The sequence below is a fragment of the Phenylobacterium sp. genome (assembly GCF_004799515.1).
In the GTDB taxonomy this organism is placed as follows: Bacteria; Pseudomonadota; Alphaproteobacteria; order Caulobacterales; family Caulobacteraceae; genus Phenylobacterium.
In genome coordinates this window covers 97,516-114,252 of sequence record NZ_SSMX01000054.1, presented here as the reverse complement: position 1 = coordinate 114,252, position 16,737 = coordinate 97,516, and the positions used below count along the sequence as shown (strand labels likewise).

The 16,737-nt window shown below is 71.1% G+C and carries 17 protein-coding genes and 1 pseudogene; 10 read left to right on the top strand and 8 right to left on the bottom strand.

Going from position 1 to position 16,737, the window contains the following annotated elements; translation table 11 throughout:
• Positions 1 to 298: 298 nt before the first annotated feature.
• Positions 299 to 505 carry a hypothetical protein gene (locus E8A49_RS21915; RefSeq protein ID WP_293386426.1) on the bottom strand — a complete coding sequence of 69 codons (207 nt, stop codon included), beginning with the start codon at positions 503 to 505 and terminating at the stop codon, positions 299 to 301.
• On the opposite strand from E8A49_RS21915, the gene E8A49_RS21910 reads away from it, so the two are divergent.
• From E8A49_RS21910 to E8A49_RS21895, 4 genes are all read left to right on the top strand, one after another.
• On the top strand, positions 495 to 1,097 hold the full coding sequence (locus E8A49_RS21910; RefSeq protein ID WP_293386425.1) for an EF-hand domain-containing protein: 603 nt from the start codon (positions 495 to 497) through the stop codon (positions 1,095 to 1,097). The genes E8A49_RS21915 and E8A49_RS21910 overlap by 11 nt on opposite strands.
• Positions 1,098 to 1,281: 184 nt before the next feature.
• On the top strand, positions 1,282 to 1,872 hold the full coding sequence (locus E8A49_RS21905) for a Spy/CpxP family protein refolding chaperone (protein ID WP_293386424.1): 591 nt from the start codon (positions 1,282 to 1,284) through the stop codon (positions 1,870 to 1,872).
• Positions 1,873 to 1,975: 103 nt separating this feature from the next.
• Entirely contained in the window at positions 1,976 to 2,707 is a 732-nt protein-coding gene (locus E8A49_RS21900) for a response regulator (RefSeq protein WP_293386423.1), read from the top strand.
• 22 nt (positions 2,708 to 2,729) lie between these two features.
• Positions 2,730 to 4,283 (top strand): ATP-binding protein, encoded by a 1,554-nt coding sequence (locus E8A49_RS21895; protein ID WP_293386422.1) that lies wholly within the window; start codon positions 2,730 to 2,732, stop codon positions 4,281 to 4,283.
• 28 nt (positions 4,284 to 4,311) lie between these two features.
• Here the strand turns inward: E8A49_RS21895 and E8A49_RS21890 are convergent, their stop codons facing one another.
• Complete coding sequence (locus E8A49_RS21890) at positions 4,312 to 5,043, bottom strand: hypothetical protein (protein ID WP_293386421.1); 732 nt, start codon at positions 5,041 to 5,043, stop codon at positions 4,312 to 4,314.
• Positions 5,044 to 5,297: 254 nt separating this feature from the next.
• Here E8A49_RS21890 and E8A49_RS21885 point away from each other — a divergent pair, with 254 nt between their 5' ends.
• On the top strand, positions 5,298 to 7,544 hold the full coding sequence (locus E8A49_RS21885) for a TonB-dependent receptor (RefSeq protein WP_293386420.1): 2,247 nt from the start codon (positions 5,298 to 5,300) through the stop codon (positions 7,542 to 7,544).
• Between the two features lie 3 nt (positions 7,545 to 7,547).
• Here E8A49_RS21885 and E8A49_RS21880 read toward each other — a convergent pair whose 3' ends face one another.
• Entirely contained in the window at positions 7,548 to 9,080 is a 1,533-nt protein-coding gene (locus E8A49_RS21880) for a glycosyltransferase family 39 protein (RefSeq protein ID WP_293386419.1), read from the bottom strand.
• Positions 9,077 to 10,201, bottom strand: a complete 1,125-nt coding sequence (locus tag E8A49_RS21875) for a glycosyltransferase family 2 protein (protein ID WP_293386418.1) — start codon at positions 10,199 to 10,201, stop codon at positions 9,077 to 9,079. Before E8A49_RS21875 ends, E8A49_RS21880 begins: the two co-directional genes overlap by 4 nt.
• Positions 10,202 to 10,350: 149 nt before the next feature.
• Between E8A49_RS21875 and E8A49_RS21870 the strand changes: the two genes are divergently transcribed.
• Both E8A49_RS21870 and E8A49_RS21865 read left to right on the top strand, forming a co-directional pair.
• Positions 10,351 to 10,902, top strand: coding sequence for a sigma-70 family RNA polymerase sigma factor (locus E8A49_RS21870; protein WP_293386417.1), 552 nt, complete (start codon positions 10,351 to 10,353; stop codon positions 10,900 to 10,902).
• A gap of 86 nt (positions 10,903 to 10,988) precedes the next feature.
• Positions 10,989 to 12,014: a FecR domain-containing protein gene (locus E8A49_RS21865; RefSeq protein ID WP_293386416.1), complete on the top strand. Its 1,026-nt coding sequence runs from the start codon at positions 10,989 to 10,991 to the stop codon at positions 12,012 to 12,014.
• Here E8A49_RS21865 and E8A49_RS21860 read toward each other — a convergent pair.
• From E8A49_RS21860 to E8A49_RS21850, 3 genes are read right to left on the bottom strand one after another with little or no spacing between them, the layout of a single operon-like run.
• A complete protein-coding gene (locus tag E8A49_RS21860) occupies positions 11,995 to 12,789 on the bottom strand; it encodes a hypothetical protein (RefSeq protein ID WP_293386415.1) in 795 nt (264 codons plus the stop codon). The two genes, E8A49_RS21865 and E8A49_RS21860, sit on opposite strands and share 20 nt — an antisense overlap.
• Before the next feature lie 13 nt (positions 12,790 to 12,802).
• A complete protein-coding gene (locus E8A49_RS21855; protein ID WP_293386414.1) occupies positions 12,803 to 13,621 on the bottom strand; it encodes a heme-dependent oxidative N-demethylase subunit alpha family protein in 819 nt (272 codons plus the stop codon).
• A complete protein-coding gene (locus E8A49_RS21850; protein ID WP_293386413.1) occupies positions 13,618 to 13,995 on the bottom strand; it encodes a VanZ family protein in 378 nt (125 codons plus the stop codon). Before E8A49_RS21850 ends, E8A49_RS21855 begins: the two co-directional genes overlap by 4 nt.
• Before the next feature lie 74 nt (positions 13,996 to 14,069).
• Here E8A49_RS21850 and E8A49_RS21845 point away from each other — a divergent pair, with 74 nt between their 5' ends.
• The 3 genes and pseudogenes from E8A49_RS21845 (at position 14,070) to E8A49_RS21835 (ending at position 16,253) form a co-directional block, all read left to right on the top strand.
• Positions 14,070 to 14,729 carry an HAD-IA family hydrolase gene (locus E8A49_RS21845; protein WP_293386536.1) on the top strand — a complete coding sequence of 220 codons (660 nt, stop codon included), beginning with the start codon at positions 14,070 to 14,072 and terminating at the stop codon, positions 14,727 to 14,729.
• Positions 14,726 to 15,010, top strand: a pseudogene (locus E8A49_RS21840) (4a-hydroxytetrahydrobiopterin dehydratase); the annotation flags it as partial. The gene E8A49_RS21845 and the pseudogene E8A49_RS21840, both read left to right, overlap by 4 nt.
• 466 nt (positions 15,011 to 15,476) lie before the next feature.
• On the top strand, positions 15,477 to 16,253 hold the full coding sequence (locus E8A49_RS21835; protein WP_293386412.1) for an SDR family oxidoreductase: 777 nt from the start codon (positions 15,477 to 15,479) through the stop codon (positions 16,251 to 16,253).
• Here E8A49_RS21835 and E8A49_RS21830 read toward each other — a convergent pair whose 3' ends face one another.
• Positions 16,254 to 16,655, bottom strand: a complete 402-nt coding sequence (locus E8A49_RS21830) for a hypothetical protein (protein WP_293386411.1) — start codon at positions 16,653 to 16,655, stop codon at positions 16,254 to 16,256.
• Positions 16,656 to 16,737: the final 82 nt, after the last annotated feature.

Genomic DNA, 16,737 nt, shown 5'->3' with positions numbered 1-16,737 from the left:
ACGGCCAGATCGATCGAGCATGATTGTGTCCGGCGCATGGCTCCGGTTCACCGATCCGCTCGTCGGCCGCTGAAAACAGCGGCCTATCGTTACACCCTTGCAGCAAAGGCCGAAACATTCGGCCGCAACTCCAAATACCCCGGAATTTGCATGGCTTACGCCGCGCGGCGGGCTCCCAGGGGCGCAAATCGCCGCGCGTCCTTGAAACCTCAGGTGAGGCTTAGATGCAAATTTCTTCAACTCCAACAGCTTACGGAGGGGGTGAGGCACAACGCCTCCTAAGCATGATGCTGCAATCTCAATCCGCCTCGGCCGGGCAGGATTTGCCGGGCGCCAGCTCCGCCAGCACGTCTTCGACCTCCACCACCCAGACGGCCAGCCAGCTGGCGGGCGGGCCGAGCGCGACACAATTCGTCTCGAACACCCTGGCCTCGCTGCTCTCGGCGCAGGAAGCGCCGTCGGAGGCCTCAAGCATCGCCTCGCAGATCATGAGCGTGGCCGACACCAACGGCGACGGCTCCCTCAGCCTCAGCGAAATCGAAAACGCGCTGGGCATGGGCAGCACCTCCGGCGCGGACAGCGCCTCCGGAACCGACACGACCTCGGGCGCGGACGCGCTCTCCCAGGCATTCGCCCAGATCGACACGAATGGCGACGGCGAAATCAGCCAACAGGAACTCACCAACGCCCTGTCCGCCATGAATGGCGGCCAAGGCGCGCAAAGCACACAAGGGCCCCAAGGCCCGCAAGGCGCCCACCACGGCGGGCATCACCACCATGGCATGGGCGGCATGAGCGGCGCGGACAGCGCCTCTGGCGCCGACCTCGCCGACCAGCTGCTCGGGGCGACCGACTCCAACCAGGACGGCAGCCTCAGCCTGAGCGAAGTCGAGAGCGCGCTCGGGGTTTCGGCCGGCTCCAGCGACGCCACCAGCCTGTCCACGGCCTTCAACAGCCTGGACACCAACGGCGACGGCCAGTTGAGCGCCAGCGAGATCTCCGCCGGCATCGACGCCTTCCGCCAGGCCCACCACATGGGCGGCGTGGACAGCACGCAGACTCAGTCCTCGACGGCCGCCCAGGCGGTCAGCGCCTAGAGTCCGCGGCAGCTTGCCGCGGCGCGGCCGGGGCCCTTGCGGCTCCGGCCGTGTCCGTCCGGCTGCTTACCCAGCCTTCGCCTTACTGTGTCCAGGCCATGTCGCAGGCGTCTCACGGGCCGAAATTCCCCTGGCGCAGGGCCGTGGCATCAAGCCCGGGACGAAAACCGGAGACGACCCTTCCATGAGACGCGCTACCCGCTACGCCGCCCTTTCCGCCCTCGCCGTGCTCGGCGCCGCCACGCTCGCGACCCCCGCCGCCTGGGCCCAGGACGGCCAGCGCGGCCCACGTCCGGCGGCGGCCGGCGACATGCATGCCCGCATGCAGGCCATGCGCGAGGCGCATGAAAAGCAGCGGGCCCAGGACCTGCGCACCATCCTGCGCCTGCGTCCCGACCAGGAGCCGGCGCTCACCGCCTTCCTGCAGTCGCACCATCGCCCCGACGGCGCCGGCAAGCCGGGCGGCCGCCATGGCCCGCCGGGGGCTCCTGGAGCCGGCCCGGGGGCTGCGCCGATGACCACCGCCCAGCGCCTGGACATGGAGGCGCGGCGCGAGGCGGAGATGTCCGGCATGCGCCAACGCCACGCCGAGGCCCTGCGGACCTTCTACAACGCGCTCAGCCCCGACCAGAAGCAGGTGTTCGACGCCCTGCAGCGGGTCCAGGGCCACGGCTATGGCCGTGGCGGCTGGGGCCATCACGGGTTCGGCGGCCACGGCTTCGGCGGTCGTGGCCCGGGGGGCGGCCCGCCTCCTGGCGGCCCCCGCGACGAATAGGCTCGGCTGAGGCCCAATAGAGGAATGTGGCGTCGCCGTTGTCGCGGCGCCACAATCCTTTGGCCATAGGCCGGAACCCGCCAGCCCATGGGGAGGATATGCCATGAACACCCAAGCGAGCGTCCTTCCCGCCCGTCACATCCTGGTCGTCGACGACGACAGCCAGCTCCGCGAGCAGGTGGTGGGCTATCTGCAGGAGCACGGCTACCAGCTGCACGCCGCCCACGACGGGCCCTCGATGGAGGCGGCCCTGGCCGCGGCGCCCATCGACCTGATCGTGCTTGACGTCATGCTGCCGGGTGAAGACGGCCTGTCGATCTGCCGGCGGCTGTCGGAGACCGGCGGCCCGGCCATCGTCATGGTCAGCGCCATGGGCGACGAGGTCGACCGGGTGCTGGGCCTGGAGCTGGGCGCCGACGACTACCTGCCCAAGCCCTGCAGCCCGCGGGAGCTGCTGGCCCGGGTCCGCGCCGTCTTCCGCCGCCTGGACGAGGTGCGCGGCGGCGCCCCCCGGCGCGGCAAGACCTACCATTTCCAGGGTTTCGTAGTGGACACCCTGCGCCGCCAGCTGCGCGCCCCCAACGGCACCACCATCCTGCTCACCGGCGGGGAGTTCTCCCTGCTCAGCGTCTTCCTGGAGAACCCGCAGCGCATCCTGTCGCGCGACCAGCTGCTGGAGCAGGCCCGCGGCTCGCAGACCGAGGTGTTCGACCGGGCGGTCGACGTGCAGATCAGCCGCCTGCGCCGCAAGCTGCACGCCTGCGTCGAGGGCGAGATCATCAAGACCTACCGCGGCGCGGGCTATCTGTTCGACGCCAAGGTCACCCGCGCGTGAGCCGGCCGGCTAGGGTCTAGCCATGGCCCCCGCGGAACGGCCGTCCCGCCCGCGGGCGCCGATCAGCCTGCAGCTCGTCGGCCTCCTGCTGGTCAGCCTGCTGGTCGCCCAGGCGATCAGCTTCGGGATCATCCTGTTCATGCCGCCGCCCCGGCCGCCGGTCTACCGGGTGGCCGAGGTCGCCGCGGCCCTGCGCGGCGGGCCGCTGAAGACCCGGTTCGGCCGCCCCCTGGCCCGCAGCACCGCCAAGGCCCTGCCGCCGGAACTGGTCTCGCCGCACCGCGAGCATGAACGCACCCTGGCCGCGCTCGCCCGCACCCTGGGCGAGCCGGAGGAGAAGGTGCGGCTGGAGGAGCAGAACGCCTCGCCGCTCTGGCGCCTGCGCCGGGTGGTGACGGGCGAGCCGCCGCCCCGGGGCCCGGACCGCGGCGGGCCGATGGGCGCCTCGCCCTTCGAGAATGACCGCGACCAGGCCGCCGGGCCGTTCTCGGCGTCCGACCTGGCGCGGCCGCCCCCGGAGCAGGAGCCCGTGCCGAACCTGGCCGCCCCGGCCTACGCCTTCCGCGGCGGCGGCGAGCTGCGGCCCTGGATGCGCATGGCCGGCCGGCGCCGCTTCTTCGGCGGGCCCGAGCTGCCGATCTTCGGCGACTTCTCCGCAGCCCTGCAGCAGGCCGATGGAACCTGGACCGTGATCCGCTCGACGCCTGAGCCGTTCCCTTCCGCCTGGCAGATGCAGGCGCTGGCCTGGCTCCTGGGCGGTTTCCTGCTGGTGGCCTCGGCGGGCTATCTGTTCTCGCGGCGGATTTCCGCGCCGCTGCGCCGCTTCGCCGAAGCCGCCGAGACCCTGGGCCGCGATCCGCACGCCCCGCAGATGACCTTGAAGGGGCCCGCCGAGATCGGGGCCGCTGCTCACGCCTTCAACGAGATGCAGGAACGGCTGAAGCGCTACATCAACGACCGCACGGCCATGGTGGGGGCGATCTCCCACGACCTGCGCACGCCGCTGGCGCGCATCCGCTTCAAGCTGGAGGCCGCGCCGGCGGGCTTAAAGGCCTCGGTGCTCTCCGACGTCGACCAGATGGAGCAGATGATCGGCGGCGTGCTGGCCTTCATCCGCGACGAGGGCCAGCCGCGGCGACGGGAGAAACTGGACCTGCTGTCCCTGATCGAATGCGTCGCCGACGATGCGGCGATGGTCGGCGGCCAGGTGGAGATCGACGAGGCCGCGGCCCCCGTCACCGTCGACGGCGACCCGGTCGCCCTGCAGCGGCTGTTCTCCAACCTGGTGGACAATGCGCTGAAATACGGCGGCGAGGCGCGGATCAACGTGCGCCGGGATGGTCCCGCCGCGGTGGTGGAGATCGTCGACGCCGGCCCGGGCCTGTCTCCGGACGAGCTCGGCCGCGTCTTCCAGCCCTTCTACCGCACCGACGCTTCGCGCAACCTCGACAACGGCGGGGTGGGCCTGGGCCTGCCGATCGCCCGTTCCACGGCCCGCGCACATGGGGGCGACGTGGAGCTGCAGTCGCGGCCGGGCGGAACGACAGCCGTCGTCACCCTGCCGGCCGCGGCCTGATCGCGGGGCGGGTTTGGAGCGGCCGCCGCTAGCGGCGGCCGCTCACCGGCGTGTCGGGATAGGAAAGCTGCTCGCGGGCCCGCCACTCCTCGGTGACATAGTTCACGATCAGCGACTTGCGCACCACCGGGATCGGCCGCGGCTCGAAGCCGTGCCAGGTGCGGTCCGAGGGCACGAAGGCCAGCGCCGCCCCGGGCTCGAAGGGCGCGCGGTGCGACCAGGTCTTGGCGTCGCGGTAGACGTCGGTGCCCAGGTCTGGCGCGCCGTCCGGACCCAGATAGTAGAGCAGGGTGAACTTCTTGACCCCCAGGTCGGTGTGCGGCTGCAGCCAGAAGCCGTCGGTGTCCTGGGCGTACTCGATGCGCAGGCAGCAGCCGTCGAGGCGCGCGCCGGTGACCTCTTCCACCGCCGCCACCGTGTCCGGGTGCTGGAACGCCTCGGCCAGGGCCGCGCAGGTGGTGTGGCCGGCGATCGCCTCGCCGTCGATATAGCGGCGGGTGTTGTTGTGGATTTCGCGCGAGCCGGATACGCCGTTCAGGGCCGGCGCGGGAAAGGGCAGGGCGTCCAGGGTCGCGGCCATGTCCGCCGGCAGGACGTCGCGCAGCATCCAGTGGCGGTAGGGTTGGTCCTCGGCGGAGGCCTCGGCCAGGCTGCGCGCGAAATTCGCGCGGCAGGCGTCGCGGGCTTCGGCGATAGCCAATGCATCGGCGGGCGTTCTGTCGCCGTGGGGATCGAGCAAGGCCAGTGGACTTCTACGCATTGATCTGGTCGCCTTGCCCCGGGGGGCCCACGTCGGAAATGACGTCGCGTACGGACAACCACCTCACGACGGCGAATGCAAGGCGCCGGTTGGCCGCAGCGACAGCTTGCGGCCTTGCGATTCTGGCCGCGGGCGGGGCGGCGGACGTCGCCCAGGCCGCCCAGGTAAGGCCTGCCGAAGCGCGGATTTTCCGTCTCCCCTCAGAACCCCTGGAAGCTGCCCTCGTTCGCTTCGCGGTGCAAGGCGGCGTCTCGGTGGGCGGCCTGCCGGCGCACGGCTGCACGGGCCGCTCGCGGGCGGTGTCGGCGACGCTGACGCCGGCCAAGGCGCTGGAGGCTCTTTTGCCCCCCGGCTGCGGCTTCGAGGCCCTGGACGCCACCAGCTTCCGCATCGTGGCCCGCCCCATGGTCGCCGAGGCCGCGCCGCCCAAGCACAGCGAGGCCGCCCCCCCCGGCGACGCGCCCAAGCTGGACGAGCTGGTGGTCACCGCCGAAAAGCGGCCGGAACTGCTGGCCCACAGCGCCACGGCGATCAGCGTGCTGTCGGCCGACGACCTCGACGCCCTGGGCGGTAAGAGTTTCGACGCCATCGTCGGCCAGGTGGTCAGCGTCGCCGTCACCAACCTGGGCTCCGGCCGCGACAAGCTGTTCGTGCGCGGGCTCTCCGACGGCTCCTTCACCGGCAAGACCCAGTCGACGGTGGGACTCTACCTCGACGACACGCCGATCACCTACAACGCGCCCGACCCAGACCTGCGGCTGGCCGACGTCGACCGGGTGGAGGTGCTGCGCGGGCCGCAGGGCACGCTCTACGGCTCGGGCTCCATGGGCGGCATCGTGCGCATCGTCACCGCCAAGCCGGACGTTTCCGCCGCCTATGGCGACGTCGCGGTCGACGGGGCGCTCACCCAGCGTGGAGGGCCCTCCGACGGGTTCGAGGCCATGGCCAACCTGCCGCTGGCCGACGGCAAGGCGGCGGTGCGCGCGGTGCTCTACAACGACGAGAGCGGCGGCTACATCGACAACCCCGTGCTGGGGCTGAAGAACGTCAACTACACCCGCCGCACCGGCGGGCGGATCGCGGCCCTGGCCGACCTGCCGGACGGTTGGACCGTCGAGAGCGGCTTCGTCCAACAGAAGATCGCCGCCTCGGACAGCCAGTACACCCAGGGCGGCGATGGGCCGCTTAGCCGCGACGCCGCCGTGCGGGAACCCTACGCCGACGATTTCTCGGAGCTGACCGTCACCGCCTCGCATCAGGGCGGAATAGCCGACCTGAAGGTCTCGAGCGCCTATATCGACCACGCGCTCGAGACCCGCTACGACGCCACCGGCGCCTTCCGCGCGGCCGGCGGTTCGACCACCGGCGGCGCCTTCGACGAGGACAGCCACATCCGGCTGTTCACGACCGAAGGCTTGCTGTCCTCCAACATGCCGGGGCGCTGGCGCTGGCTGGCCGGCGGCTTCCTCTCTTACACCGACGAGGTGGATCAGGCCTTCCTGGTGGACGTCAATCCGGTGGGGCCGACGCGCTCGATCTACCGCCGCCGCGACAGCCTGGCGGAGGGCGCGCTCTATGGCGAGGTCGCCTACGACATCTCCTCGCGTCTCACCGCGACCCTGGGCGCCCGCTGGTTCGTCACCCGCGTGGACACCCGCGCCGACGACTTCGACATCGCCGAAGCCCCGATTCCAGCCCTGCGCGAAGGCCTCACCGACCAGGGCGTGGCCCCGAAGTTCCGGGTGAGCTACGCGGCCGCCGCCGAGCTGGTGATTTACGGCCAGGTGCAGGAGGGCTACCGCGCCGGCGGCTTCAACATCCCGGCGGCGGCGGGCGGCCCGACCACCGAGGCGGTGTCGCCGCAGTTCAAGCCCGATCACCTGTGGAGCTACGAGATCGGCGCGACCCTGCCGGTGTTCGACCACCGCCTGATGTTGCGCGGCGCGGTGTTCCACGCCGACTGGGACGGTTTGCAGACCGACCAGCGGCTGGCGTCCGGCCTGCCGCTCACCGTCAACATCGGCGACGGCTCCAACACCGGGGTGGAAGGCGAGGCGGTTTGGCGGCCGGACGATCACCTGCTGGTCCGCATCAACATGCTGATCGAGGACCCGAAGATCACCCGCGCCGGCGACGTCTTTCCCGCCCGGCGCGACATCGGCCTGCCCGGCGTGCCCTACGACATGGGCGGGGCCGACCTGCGCTACCGCTGGCGGATCGGCCCCTATCAGGCGGAGGCGTCGGCCCAGGCGGTCTATGTGGGCCGCTCCTACCTGACCTTCGACGGCGGGGTGGACAACGCCATGGGCGGCTACGCCTCGGGGCGGCTGGCCGGGACCCTGCGCGCCCAGGCCTGGCGGGCCACGCTCTATCTGGACAATGTCGCCGACGAACGGGGCAACACCTTCGCCTTCGGCAACCCCTTCAGCCGCGCCCGCGCCACCCAGGCGACGCCGCTGCGGCCGCGCACCCTGGGCTTCGGCGTGGCCCACAGTTTCTAGGCCTCAGCGCCAAACTCCGGGGGCGATCTGGTCCGGGCAGCCGCGGATCCATACGTCGCGCTTGGGGCCGGAGACGAGATAGGCCGCATAGCGCTGGTTGTGGGCCGGCCCGCCGGCCCGCTTGACCTCGCCCACCGGCGTGACCTGCAGGAAGCAGCGCTGCACGTCCTCCACCTTCATCCGCCGGCCGAGGTCGACGACCAGCCCCTGGCGCGTGAAATCCGGCCGGCCGGGATCGTCGGCCCAATAGCGGTCCCGCTCGACGAGCTCCAGCAGCGGGCTGGTGATGCGGCCCTCGTCCTGTAGCTGGGCGTAGACCCCATAGCTCAGCGTCCCAACCCAGGCCGCGCCAGTCTGGGCGCGCAGGCGTTCGACGTCGTTGGCGAACCCGGTCCAGCCGCGCAGCGGCAGGGTCGGGTCGAGGCGGCCGAGCGGGCTCGGCGTCGGCAGCGCCATCAGGGAAAAGGCCACGGCGGCCACGGCGAAGCCCAGCGCCGGGGCCGCGCGGCGCACCAGGCGCTGGCGCGGCGTCGCGCCCAGCGGTTCGGCCGCCACCGCCGCGCAGATCGCCAGCGCGCCAAAGATCGGCGCCGGCCAGTGCCCCTGCACCCGGTCGTGCAGGCTGTGCGCCAGAAGGTAGGCGGCGAAGGGCGCGGAGGTGGCGATCGGCAGCATGAGCTGCACCGCCTGGGCCTGACCGCGCTCGCGCCAGCCCTGGCGGACGCCCAGTACGGCGTAGACCGCCAGCAGCGGGGTGAACAGCAGGACCTGGGCCGCGATCAGCTCGCTGATGTAGGCCGCGGTGATCCCGTGCGGGGCGATGCGGCTGAACTGCTTGATGACGGTGATCCATTGGTGCTGGGCGTTCCAGACCAGGTTGGCGGCGAACACCGCGACGGCCAGCAGCCCGGCGATCCACGGCCCGGGCTTGCGCAGCTCGGCCGCGCCGCGCGGGATCAAGAGCAGCCAGAGCAGCACGCCCGGGGCCAGGAACAGGCCGGAGTACTTCGACATCACCGCCAGGCCGGCGGCCACGCCCGCCGCCAGCCACCAACCGGGGCGGCGATGCTCCCAGAACCGGGCGAGCGCCCAGAGCGTGAGCGTCCAAAACAAGCTGGCCGGCGAATCCGGGATCGCCAGCATGCCGCCCAGGCAAACCGTCAGGGTGGCGTTGTACCAGAGCGCGGCGCGGAAAGCGGTGCGTGGGGCCGCGCCGAGCCGGATCGCCAGGTCGCCGATCAGCCAGGTGTTGAGGCCGCAGCTCAGGGCCGGCAGCAGCCGCACACCCAGCGGCGTGTCGCCGAACAGGCTCATGCCGGCGCGGATCCACCAGCCGATCATCGGCGGATGGTCGAGGTAACCCAGCTGCAGGTGCTGGGCCCAGAAGCGGTAGTAGGCCTCGTCCTCGGTGAGGTGGATGTTGGCCGCCGCGATCAGCCGCAGCCCCGTCAGACCGAGCGCCAGCCAAAGGACGGCCCGGCGGGACGCGCGCCCCGAGCCCGCGTCCAGGGCAGGGCCAGCCTCGGTCGCGGTCACCAGACGGCTCGGGAGGTCGTCACATAGTTCCAGACGGCGGCGACGATCGCGCCGGCGACACCGGCCACCCACCAGGACGGGCCGCGCTCATAGACCATGGTCGCCACCGCGACGTTGGCGGCGAGCGGCACGCTGCACAGCATGACGAACTTGAGGTAGCCGGTGACCAGCGCCAGGCCGCGCTTGCGGCGGTCGCGGTAAGTGACGGCGTTGTTGATCAGATAGTTGGAGGTCATGGCCCCGAGCGCCGCCACCAGCTGGGCCGCGGCGAAACCGATGTGCAGCAGGAGGCGCAAGATCACCAGGTTGACCACCACGCCGCTCGCACCGACCAGGGCGAACATGATGAAGCGCGGCGAGATCAGGTCGCGGCTGAGCTTGGCGGCCAGAAGGCCCAGGTACTGCACCACCACGCCGTTATCGAGCTTGGACTCGCCGGCGTTGCGGACGCGGAACTCATAGGGCAGCTCCAGATAGCGCGGCGGGGTCTTCTGCGAAGCCAGGATGTCGAACAGCACCTTGAAGCCGGAGGTGGCCAGTTCCGGGGCCACCGTCTCCACCAGTTCGCGGCGGATCATGAAGAAGCCGCTCATCGGATCGGTCACCGGCGCGCGCAGCACCCGCTGGCCCAGCCAGTTGGCGAGCCGGCTGCCGGCCTCGCGCCGGGCGCCCAGGGCCGAGGCGTCAGCCCCGGCCACGCCGAGGTAGCGGCTGCCCACCACCACGTCGGCGCGGTCCTCCTGCAGGGCCTTCAGCATCTGCGGCAGCAAGGTCTCGTCGTGCTGCAGGTCGCCGTCGATCACCGCCACGAAGGGCGCGGCGCTGGCCAGCGCGCCCTCGATCACCGCGCCCGCCAGGCCACGGCGGCCGATGCGGTGCAGGCAGATCACCCGCGGATCGACAGCGGCGATCGCCTTGACCACGGCCGCGGTTCCGTCGGGGCTGTCGTCATCGACGAAGATCGCCTGCCAGACCACGCCCTCGAGCGCCGCCTCCAGCTTGGCCAGCAGGGGCCCCACGTTGGGGGCTTCCTTGAAGGTGGGCACAATGACGCCCAGCTCCAGCGAAGGTGCGGGGCGAGCTGGGTCGTGACGCAAGGGGCCCCCGGTGTCGGCGCTCATGCGCCCTCATAGCCGCAGCCTTCCGGCCTGGGAACCGCCCTCGGCGCCATGGGCCGCGTCGCAATGGCGCGCCGCCCACAGAGCATGTCGCCGCCGCCGGCTGTGTCATGTATGAAATCTGTTGGCGGTGGGCGACAAAGCGCGTGGACTTGGCGGACGACAGCGGACGGAACGGCGGCGGGCGCGAGGATGAACGCGCTGTGCTGATCGCGGTCTACCTGGCGCGCCGCGCCGACCTCGTCCGATTCTTCACCGTGCGCCTGCGCTCGGCCGCGGCCGCCGAGGATTTGGTGCAGGACATCTATGTGCGGCTCTCCGGCCTGGAGCCCGCGGGCGAGATTCAGAACCCGTTGGCCTACCTCTACCGCCTCGGCTCCAACCTGATGCTCGACCGCCTGCGCGGCGAGCGGCGCACGGCCCACCGCGACGGCGCTTGGCGCGACAGCCAGACCGTGCGCCTGGGCGTCCACGAGGTCTCCGCCGAGCCGAGCGCCGAGAGCGCGGTGGCCGCCCGCCAGCGCCTGGGCCTGCTGACCGAGGCGCTGAAGGAGCTGACGCCGCAGACCCAGCGGGTCTTCCGCATGCACAAGTTCGACGGCCTCAGCCACCCGGAGGTCGCGCAAGCCCTTGGCATCTCGCGCAGCGCGGTCGAGAAACACATGATGGCGGCGCTGAAGCACCTCCTGGCAAGGCTGCCATGACCCGCGGAACACGTTACCTGAGGAACAGAGCCGGCGGCGGCGTCATCACATCGAAAACGGGGATGTGGCCCCCGTGGGCCAGGTGAATGGCTAGGTCGGACGACAGTGTCGAGGACGGCGGGGTGGCCGAAGAGGCGGCCCACTGGTTCGCACGCCTGCAGGGCGAGGCGGCGACCGGTGACGACTGGCTGGCCTTTGAGCGCTGGCTGCAATCGTCGCCGACCCATGCGCGGGCCTACGAACAGCTGGAATCCCTCTGGGTCGACCTGGACTACGCCTCGGTGGCCAAGGAGCTGGGCGGCCGGCCGCTGCTGGCTGCGCGCCGCCGCGCCGCGGGGCCGCAGCCCGGCTTAGGCCGTCCCGCCGTGGGGCGCGCCGCCACCCGCCGCCGGGTCTGGATCGGCGCGAGCGCCGCCGTCGCCGCCGGTCTCGCCGTGTCCGTTGGCCTGGGCTTGCAGCCCGCGACCGTGACGCCGCAAATCTACCAGACCGCCCCCGGCCAGACCCGCGACATCACCCTGGCCGACGGCACCCACATCCGGCTGAACGCCGCCTCGAAGATCACCGTGCGGCTGGAGCGCCAGGCGCGGCGGGTGGAGATGGCCGACGCCGAGGCGGTGTTCGACGTGGCGCACGACGCCAAGCGGCCCTTCCTGATCGCGGTCGGCGACCGGCAGGTGCGGGTGGTCGGCACCGAGTTCAACCTGCGCCACCGCGCCGACCTGGTGGACCTGACCGTCCGCCGCGGGACCGTCGAGGTGCGTCCGGCCGACGACCTGAACGCGGCGCCGACCCGCGTCACCGTCGGCCAGGAGTTGACCCACACCCAGGGCCAGCCGGCCCAACTCCTGAAGGTCTCCGACCCGGCGGCCGCCTTCGCCTGGACCGGCGGCCAGCTGATCTACCGCGACCAGCCGCTGTCGGAGGTCGCCGCCGACCTGACCCGCCGCTTCGGCGTCCCGGTGCGCCTCGCCGACGCGCGCGTTGGAGCTCTGCGTTTCTCGGGCGTGCTGGTCACCGACAGCGAGCCGGACGTGCTGCGCCGGCTGGAGGCCTTCGCCCCGGTGCGGGTGGAGCGGACCTCCGACGAGATCATCCTCCACCGCCGCTAGGGACGTCGCCGGTCACCTGCAGGGCCTGGATCAGGCTGCCGGTGTAGGCTGACGGGCCCACGTGGGTCAGCCGCGCCTCCATGTCGGCCCAGATCTCGCCGCCCAGGTCGCGCCAGCGGCGGCAGAAGGCGTAGTCCTCCGACAGGTACTGGCCGGTTTCCGGCTCGATCATGGTCTCGAACACCATGACCGCCCGGTCGGCGAGCTTGTCGCCCATGTCGCCCATCTTGGCCTCGAGCTCGGGATGGGCGTCGACGATGGACTGCATGGCCTCGCGGCGGATCATCAGGAAACCGGTGCCGCCATAGGCGACCTTGGCGATGCCGCCCTCCACCTGCACGGAATTGTCCGGGGTCGGGATGAAGCGCACCACATAGCCCAGGGAGGCGGCCATCATGTCCGGCGCGCCGGCCCTGGCGGCGGCGCGGGTGCGCTCCCAGTCGATGTATTTCATCGGGCAGACCGCGGCGATCACCGCCTTGTCGGCCTCCAGCAGGCGGAAGACGTTGCCGGGCGCGAAGCCGATGTCGGCGTCGCAGAACAGGATGTGGGTCGCCTCCGCACGGTCCAGGAAGCGCGCCGCCAGGCGCGAGCGGGCCCGGGTGATCAGGGCGTCGCCGCCCATCAGGTCGATCTCCAGCCCGACGCCGCGCTCGCGGCAGGCGGTCTGCAGGGCCAGCACCGACTGCATGAACTGCAGGGTCAGCACCCCGCCGTAGCAGGGCGTGGCCAGGTAGATGAAGGGCTTGGTTTCGGTCGGGGGGTCGGTTGGCATGGTCTCTCCGCCCTCAGGCCGGTTGAGGGTCCGCAAGGAAGCTTTCCACCAGATCGTCGTAGAGGTCGAACCGCTTATAGGCGCGCAGCTCTGGCGTCGCGGCCCGCCAGGCGGCGGCGAAGGCGGCCAGCCGTTCGGGCTCGGCGGCCAGGCTGCCCAGCGGCGCCAGCCAAACCCGGATGGTGAAGAGCGCCCCACCGGTGCGCGGCAGGCGGCGCAGGGTCTGGCGCTCCACCCGCAGATGCAGCCCCTGGCCGGCGTCGCGGGGCGTGACCTCGCCGAGGCGCGCCCGGATCGGGGCGGACGACGGGGTGTGCAGGGCGTCGGAGTTCAGCACCGTCCAGTTGCGCCGCTCCAGCGCCAGCTCGGGGCGCAGGCCCTCGAAGACCCGCTGCACCCGCACCAGGAAGCGGTCGGCGAAGCCGGTCACCGGGCCGTGCAGCTCCCCCAGCGATCGGCCGATCACCGCCTCGGCGGTGAAGAAGCTTCCCGCCGACAAGGACAGCGCGGTCAGTCGCCACTGGCCAGCGGCGTCCTTCTCCATCAGGCAGAGATCGTCCGGCGTGCGCCGTGCCGCGGCGTACAGCGGCGGCAGGTCGGGCCGTAGGGGCGCGGGCCCAAGCGCGGCGTCCACCAGCTCGCCGGCCTCCGCCTGGGCGGGGCGCGAGCCCTCCGCCTCGGCCCAGACCAGGCCGCGGACGGTCTCGAACAGCGGGTCCTTGCGCGCCGCGGGATCGGCCTCGCCGCCCTCCAGCCAGTCGGCGAGCGGGATGGGCCGAAGGCCGATCTGGAAGTCCGCCGCCGTCTCCCAGGGCCGGTGGCGCGGGGTCATCTGACCCAGCCCAGCCGGCGCAGGCCGAACCAGACAAGGTAGGCGGCGGCGACGCCCACGGTGTCGGCGGTGAGGTCGAGGATGTCGCCATCGCGGCCGAAGGGCATCACCGCCTGCAGCACCTCGACCGCCGCGCCGAAGAGGAAGGCGAAGACGCCGATCGCCCAGCGCCGCCGGGTCGAGAGCAGGAGGCCCGCGCCGGTGAGCACCGCCCAGGCGGTGGCGTGCTCGGCCTTGTCCCAGACGAGCCCGACGCCCGGGACGTCCTTGCCGGGCGCCAGCGTGATGTAGAGCAGGATCAGGCAGGCCAGCCCGAACAGGCCCAGGCGGAAGGGCCGGGGCTGGCGGGCCAGGAGGTCGAACAGCGGACGCATCGCGCCCTTACTTGCACGTCCGCGTCCGCCTCTCTAGCGTCCGCCGCCTCAGGGTGAAGCAGGATGTGCGGACGATGGCTGTCGAGGCGGTGATCTGGGATTTCGGCGGGGTGTTCACCTCTTCGCCCTTCGAGGCCTTCAACCGCTTCGAGGCTGCGCACGGACTGCCGAAGGACCTGATCCGACGGGTCAATTCCGCCGATCCGGACGACAACGCCTGGGCCCTGTTCGAGCGCAACGAGATCGACACCGCGGGCTTCGACGCCAAGTTCCTGGAAGAATCCACGGCGCTCGGTCATCCGGTGGCGGGCCGCGACGTTCTGCCCTTGCTGTCGGGGGAGCTCAGGCCGCGGATGGTGGCGGCGCTAAAGGCCTGCAAGGCCCGCTTCAAGGTGGGCTGCATCACCAACAACGTGGTCTCCATGCACTCGCCCGGCCAGGACGAGGGCCAGCGCGCCGCCGGGGCCATGGGCCAGGTGATGCCGCTGTTCGACGCCATCATCGAAAGCTCCAAGGCGGGCGTCCGCAAGCCGGACCCGAGAATCTACCTGATGATGTGCGAGCTGCTGGCCGTGGAGCCCGGGGCCTGCGTCTACCTCGACGACCTCGGCATCAACTGCAAGCCGGCCGCCGCGCTCGGCATGCGGGCGATCAAGGTGGTGGACGTCGACCAGACCCTCGCCGAGCTCTCCGACGCCACGGGGCTGACGTTCGACGCGGAGGCGGTCGCGTGAGCCGGCCGAAGAAGCTACCGCTGGCGTCGGTCCTGGAGCAGCTGCCGGTGTGGAGCGCCGCGCCGGGCGAGCGGGATGCGATCCAGCGTCAGGTGGTGTTCGGCGATTTCAGCCGCGCCTTCGGCTTCATGAGCCGTGTGGCCATGCAGGCCGAGAAGCTCGACCACCATCCGGAATGGAGTAACGTCTACAGCAAGGTGGACATCGTGTTGACGACGCACGATGCGGGCGGGGTGACCGAGCTGGATGTGGCGATGGCGAAGTTCGTCGACACGGCGGCCTTGCAGTGCGGGGCCGTCGATCCGCCGCGACCGAAACGGCCCAGGCCGAAACTTCCACCAGGCGCGGCCGAGCGGTTCGGGAAGAAGCCGCCGAAGAAGTAGCCCCGCCGACGGCCAGGCTGTCATCCTCCGGTCGCGCGGAGACGCGATCCGGGGAATCCCAGCGGCCTCGCCCCATCCTGCGCTTTAATTTCGGTCCCCCGGATTAGCCTGGCGGCTGACCGGAGGATGACGGTTTAGGAAAACAACATTCGGCAGGCTGTGGCTCAAATCTCATGACGGCCAGTTTGCCTTTGGGTCCGGGCAACTCAAGGACGCGCCTCCAAGGCGCGCCGCGGTGCGGCCGGCCAAAGGCCGGTCCTTGACTTGCCCGGACCCAAAGGCTCGCATCATCCATGAGAATTATGGCCGGGAGGGCGTCTGAAGACGCCGCCGGGCGGACATCAGAAAAGACGGGAGTATCCAGATGCCAGGACGGGTCGCGGGCAAGAAGGCCTTTATCACCGGCGGGGCGCAGGGGCTGGGCGCGGCCATGGCGCGCAAGCTGGCGGCCGAGGGCGCGAAGGTCAGCCTCGCCGACATCAACCTGGACGGCGCCAAGGCCGTGGCCGCCGAGATCAACGCCGAGCATGGCGAGGGCGCGGCCTTCGCCTTCCCGCTGGACGTCACCAAGGAGGAGCAATGGGTCTTCGCCCTGGAGGAGGCCGACGAGGCCATGGGCGGCATCTCGGTGCTGGTCAACAACGCCGGCATCAGCCGCGGCGGCGACATCGAGAGCCTGACCCTGGAGGACTGGAAGACGGTGATGAGCGTCAACGTCGACTCGGTGTTCCTCGGGACCAAGCATGCGCTGAAGTACATGCGCGCCCATCAGCCGGGTTCGATCGTCAACATCTCCTCGATCGCCGGCCTGATCGCGGCCCACAACTCGCCGTCCTACAACGCCTCGAAGGCGGCGGTCTGGCTGCTGTCCAAGGGCATCGCGCTGCACTGCGCCAAGCAGGGGCTGGATATCCGCTCCAACTCGATCCACCCGACCTTCATCGACACCCCGATCCTCGACCCGCTGCGCCAGCGGTTCGGCAAGGAGGAGGCCGAAGCCAAGCTTGGCCGCCAGGTGCCGCTCGGCCACATCGGCGAGCCGGACGACATCGCCAACGCCTGCCTCTACCTGGCCTCCGACGAGAGCAAGTTCATGACCGGCGCCGAGCTGAAGCTCGACGGCGGCATCTCCGCGATGTGATCAGTTCACCACCACCGCGCCCATCAGCAGCTTCGCGCCGGGGCGTTTCAGCACCAGGTCGGTCTGGCGCTGCAGCGCCTGGACGATGAAGTCGATGTTGGGCTCGGCGCCCGGGGCCAGGCCCGCGGCGTAGGTCTGCATCGACTGGACGTAGGCCGCGCGCAGGCGGGGCATGGACTGTTCGGCGTATTCCCGCAGCTTCGGATCGTCGATCTGCAGGCCGCAGTCGACGCTCAGCACGCCGCGCCGGCCGCCGCCCTTGTTGGTGGTGCCGGTGATCGGGTCGATGGGGATGTAGTTCTCGCCGCCGGACTTCTTCTTCTTGTTCTTGTCCTCGGCGAGGGCTCGCGCGGGAGCGATTGAGGCCAGGGCTAGGACGGCTAAGAGATCGCGGCGGCGCATGGCCCGACCTATCCGATTTATGGTTAGCGGCTTCTTTACGCGCGCCTGCGACAAGGGTCGAACGCCTGCTACTGCCTGGAGC

What these genes read in the sequence shown, in the direction of transcription:
- E8A49_RS21905 (WP_293386424.1), top strand. Translation starts at nt 1,282, where the DNA reads ATGAGACGCGCTACCCGCTACGCCGCCCTTTCCGCCCTCGCCGTGCTC.
- E8A49_RS21900 (WP_293386423.1), top strand. Translation starts at nt 1,976, where the DNA reads ATGAACACCCAAGCGAGCGTCCTTCCCGCCCGTCACATCCTGGTCGTC.
- E8A49_RS21895 (WP_293386422.1), top strand. Translation starts at nt 2,730, where the DNA reads ATGGCCCCCGCGGAACGGCCGTCCCGCCCGCGGGCGCCGATCAGCCTG.
- E8A49_RS21890 (WP_293386421.1), bottom strand. Translation starts at nt 5,043, where the DNA reads ATGCGTAGAAGTCCACTGGCCTTGCTCGATCCCCACGGCGACAGAACG.
- E8A49_RS21875 (WP_293386418.1), bottom strand. Translation starts at nt 10,201, where the DNA reads ATGAGCGCCGACACCGGGGGCCCCTTGCGTCACGACCCAGCTCGCCCC.
- E8A49_RS21865 (WP_293386416.1), top strand. Translation starts at nt 10,989, where the DNA reads ATGGCTAGGTCGGACGACAGTGTCGAGGACGGCGGGGTGGCCGAAGAG.
- E8A49_RS21860 (WP_293386415.1), bottom strand. Translation starts at nt 12,789, where the DNA reads ATGCCAACCGACCCCCCGACCGAAACCAAGCCCTTCATCTACCTGGCC.
- E8A49_RS21855 (WP_293386414.1), bottom strand. Translation starts at nt 13,621, where the DNA reads ATGACCCCGCGCCACCGGCCCTGGGAGACGGCGGCGGACTTCCAGATC.
- E8A49_RS21850 (WP_293386413.1), bottom strand. Translation starts at nt 13,995, where the DNA reads ATGCGTCCGCTGTTCGACCTCCTGGCCCGCCAGCCCCGGCCCTTCCGC.
- E8A49_RS21845 (WP_293386536.1), top strand. Translation starts at nt 14,070, where the DNA reads ATGGCTGTCGAGGCGGTGATCTGGGATTTCGGCGGGGTGTTCACCTCT.
- E8A49_RS21835 (WP_293386412.1), top strand. Translation starts at nt 15,477, where the DNA reads ATGCCAGGACGGGTCGCGGGCAAGAAGGCCTTTATCACCGGCGGGGCG.
- E8A49_RS21830 (WP_293386411.1), bottom strand. Translation starts at nt 16,655, where the DNA reads ATGCGCCGCCGCGATCTCTTAGCCGTCCTAGCCCTGGCCTCAATCGCT.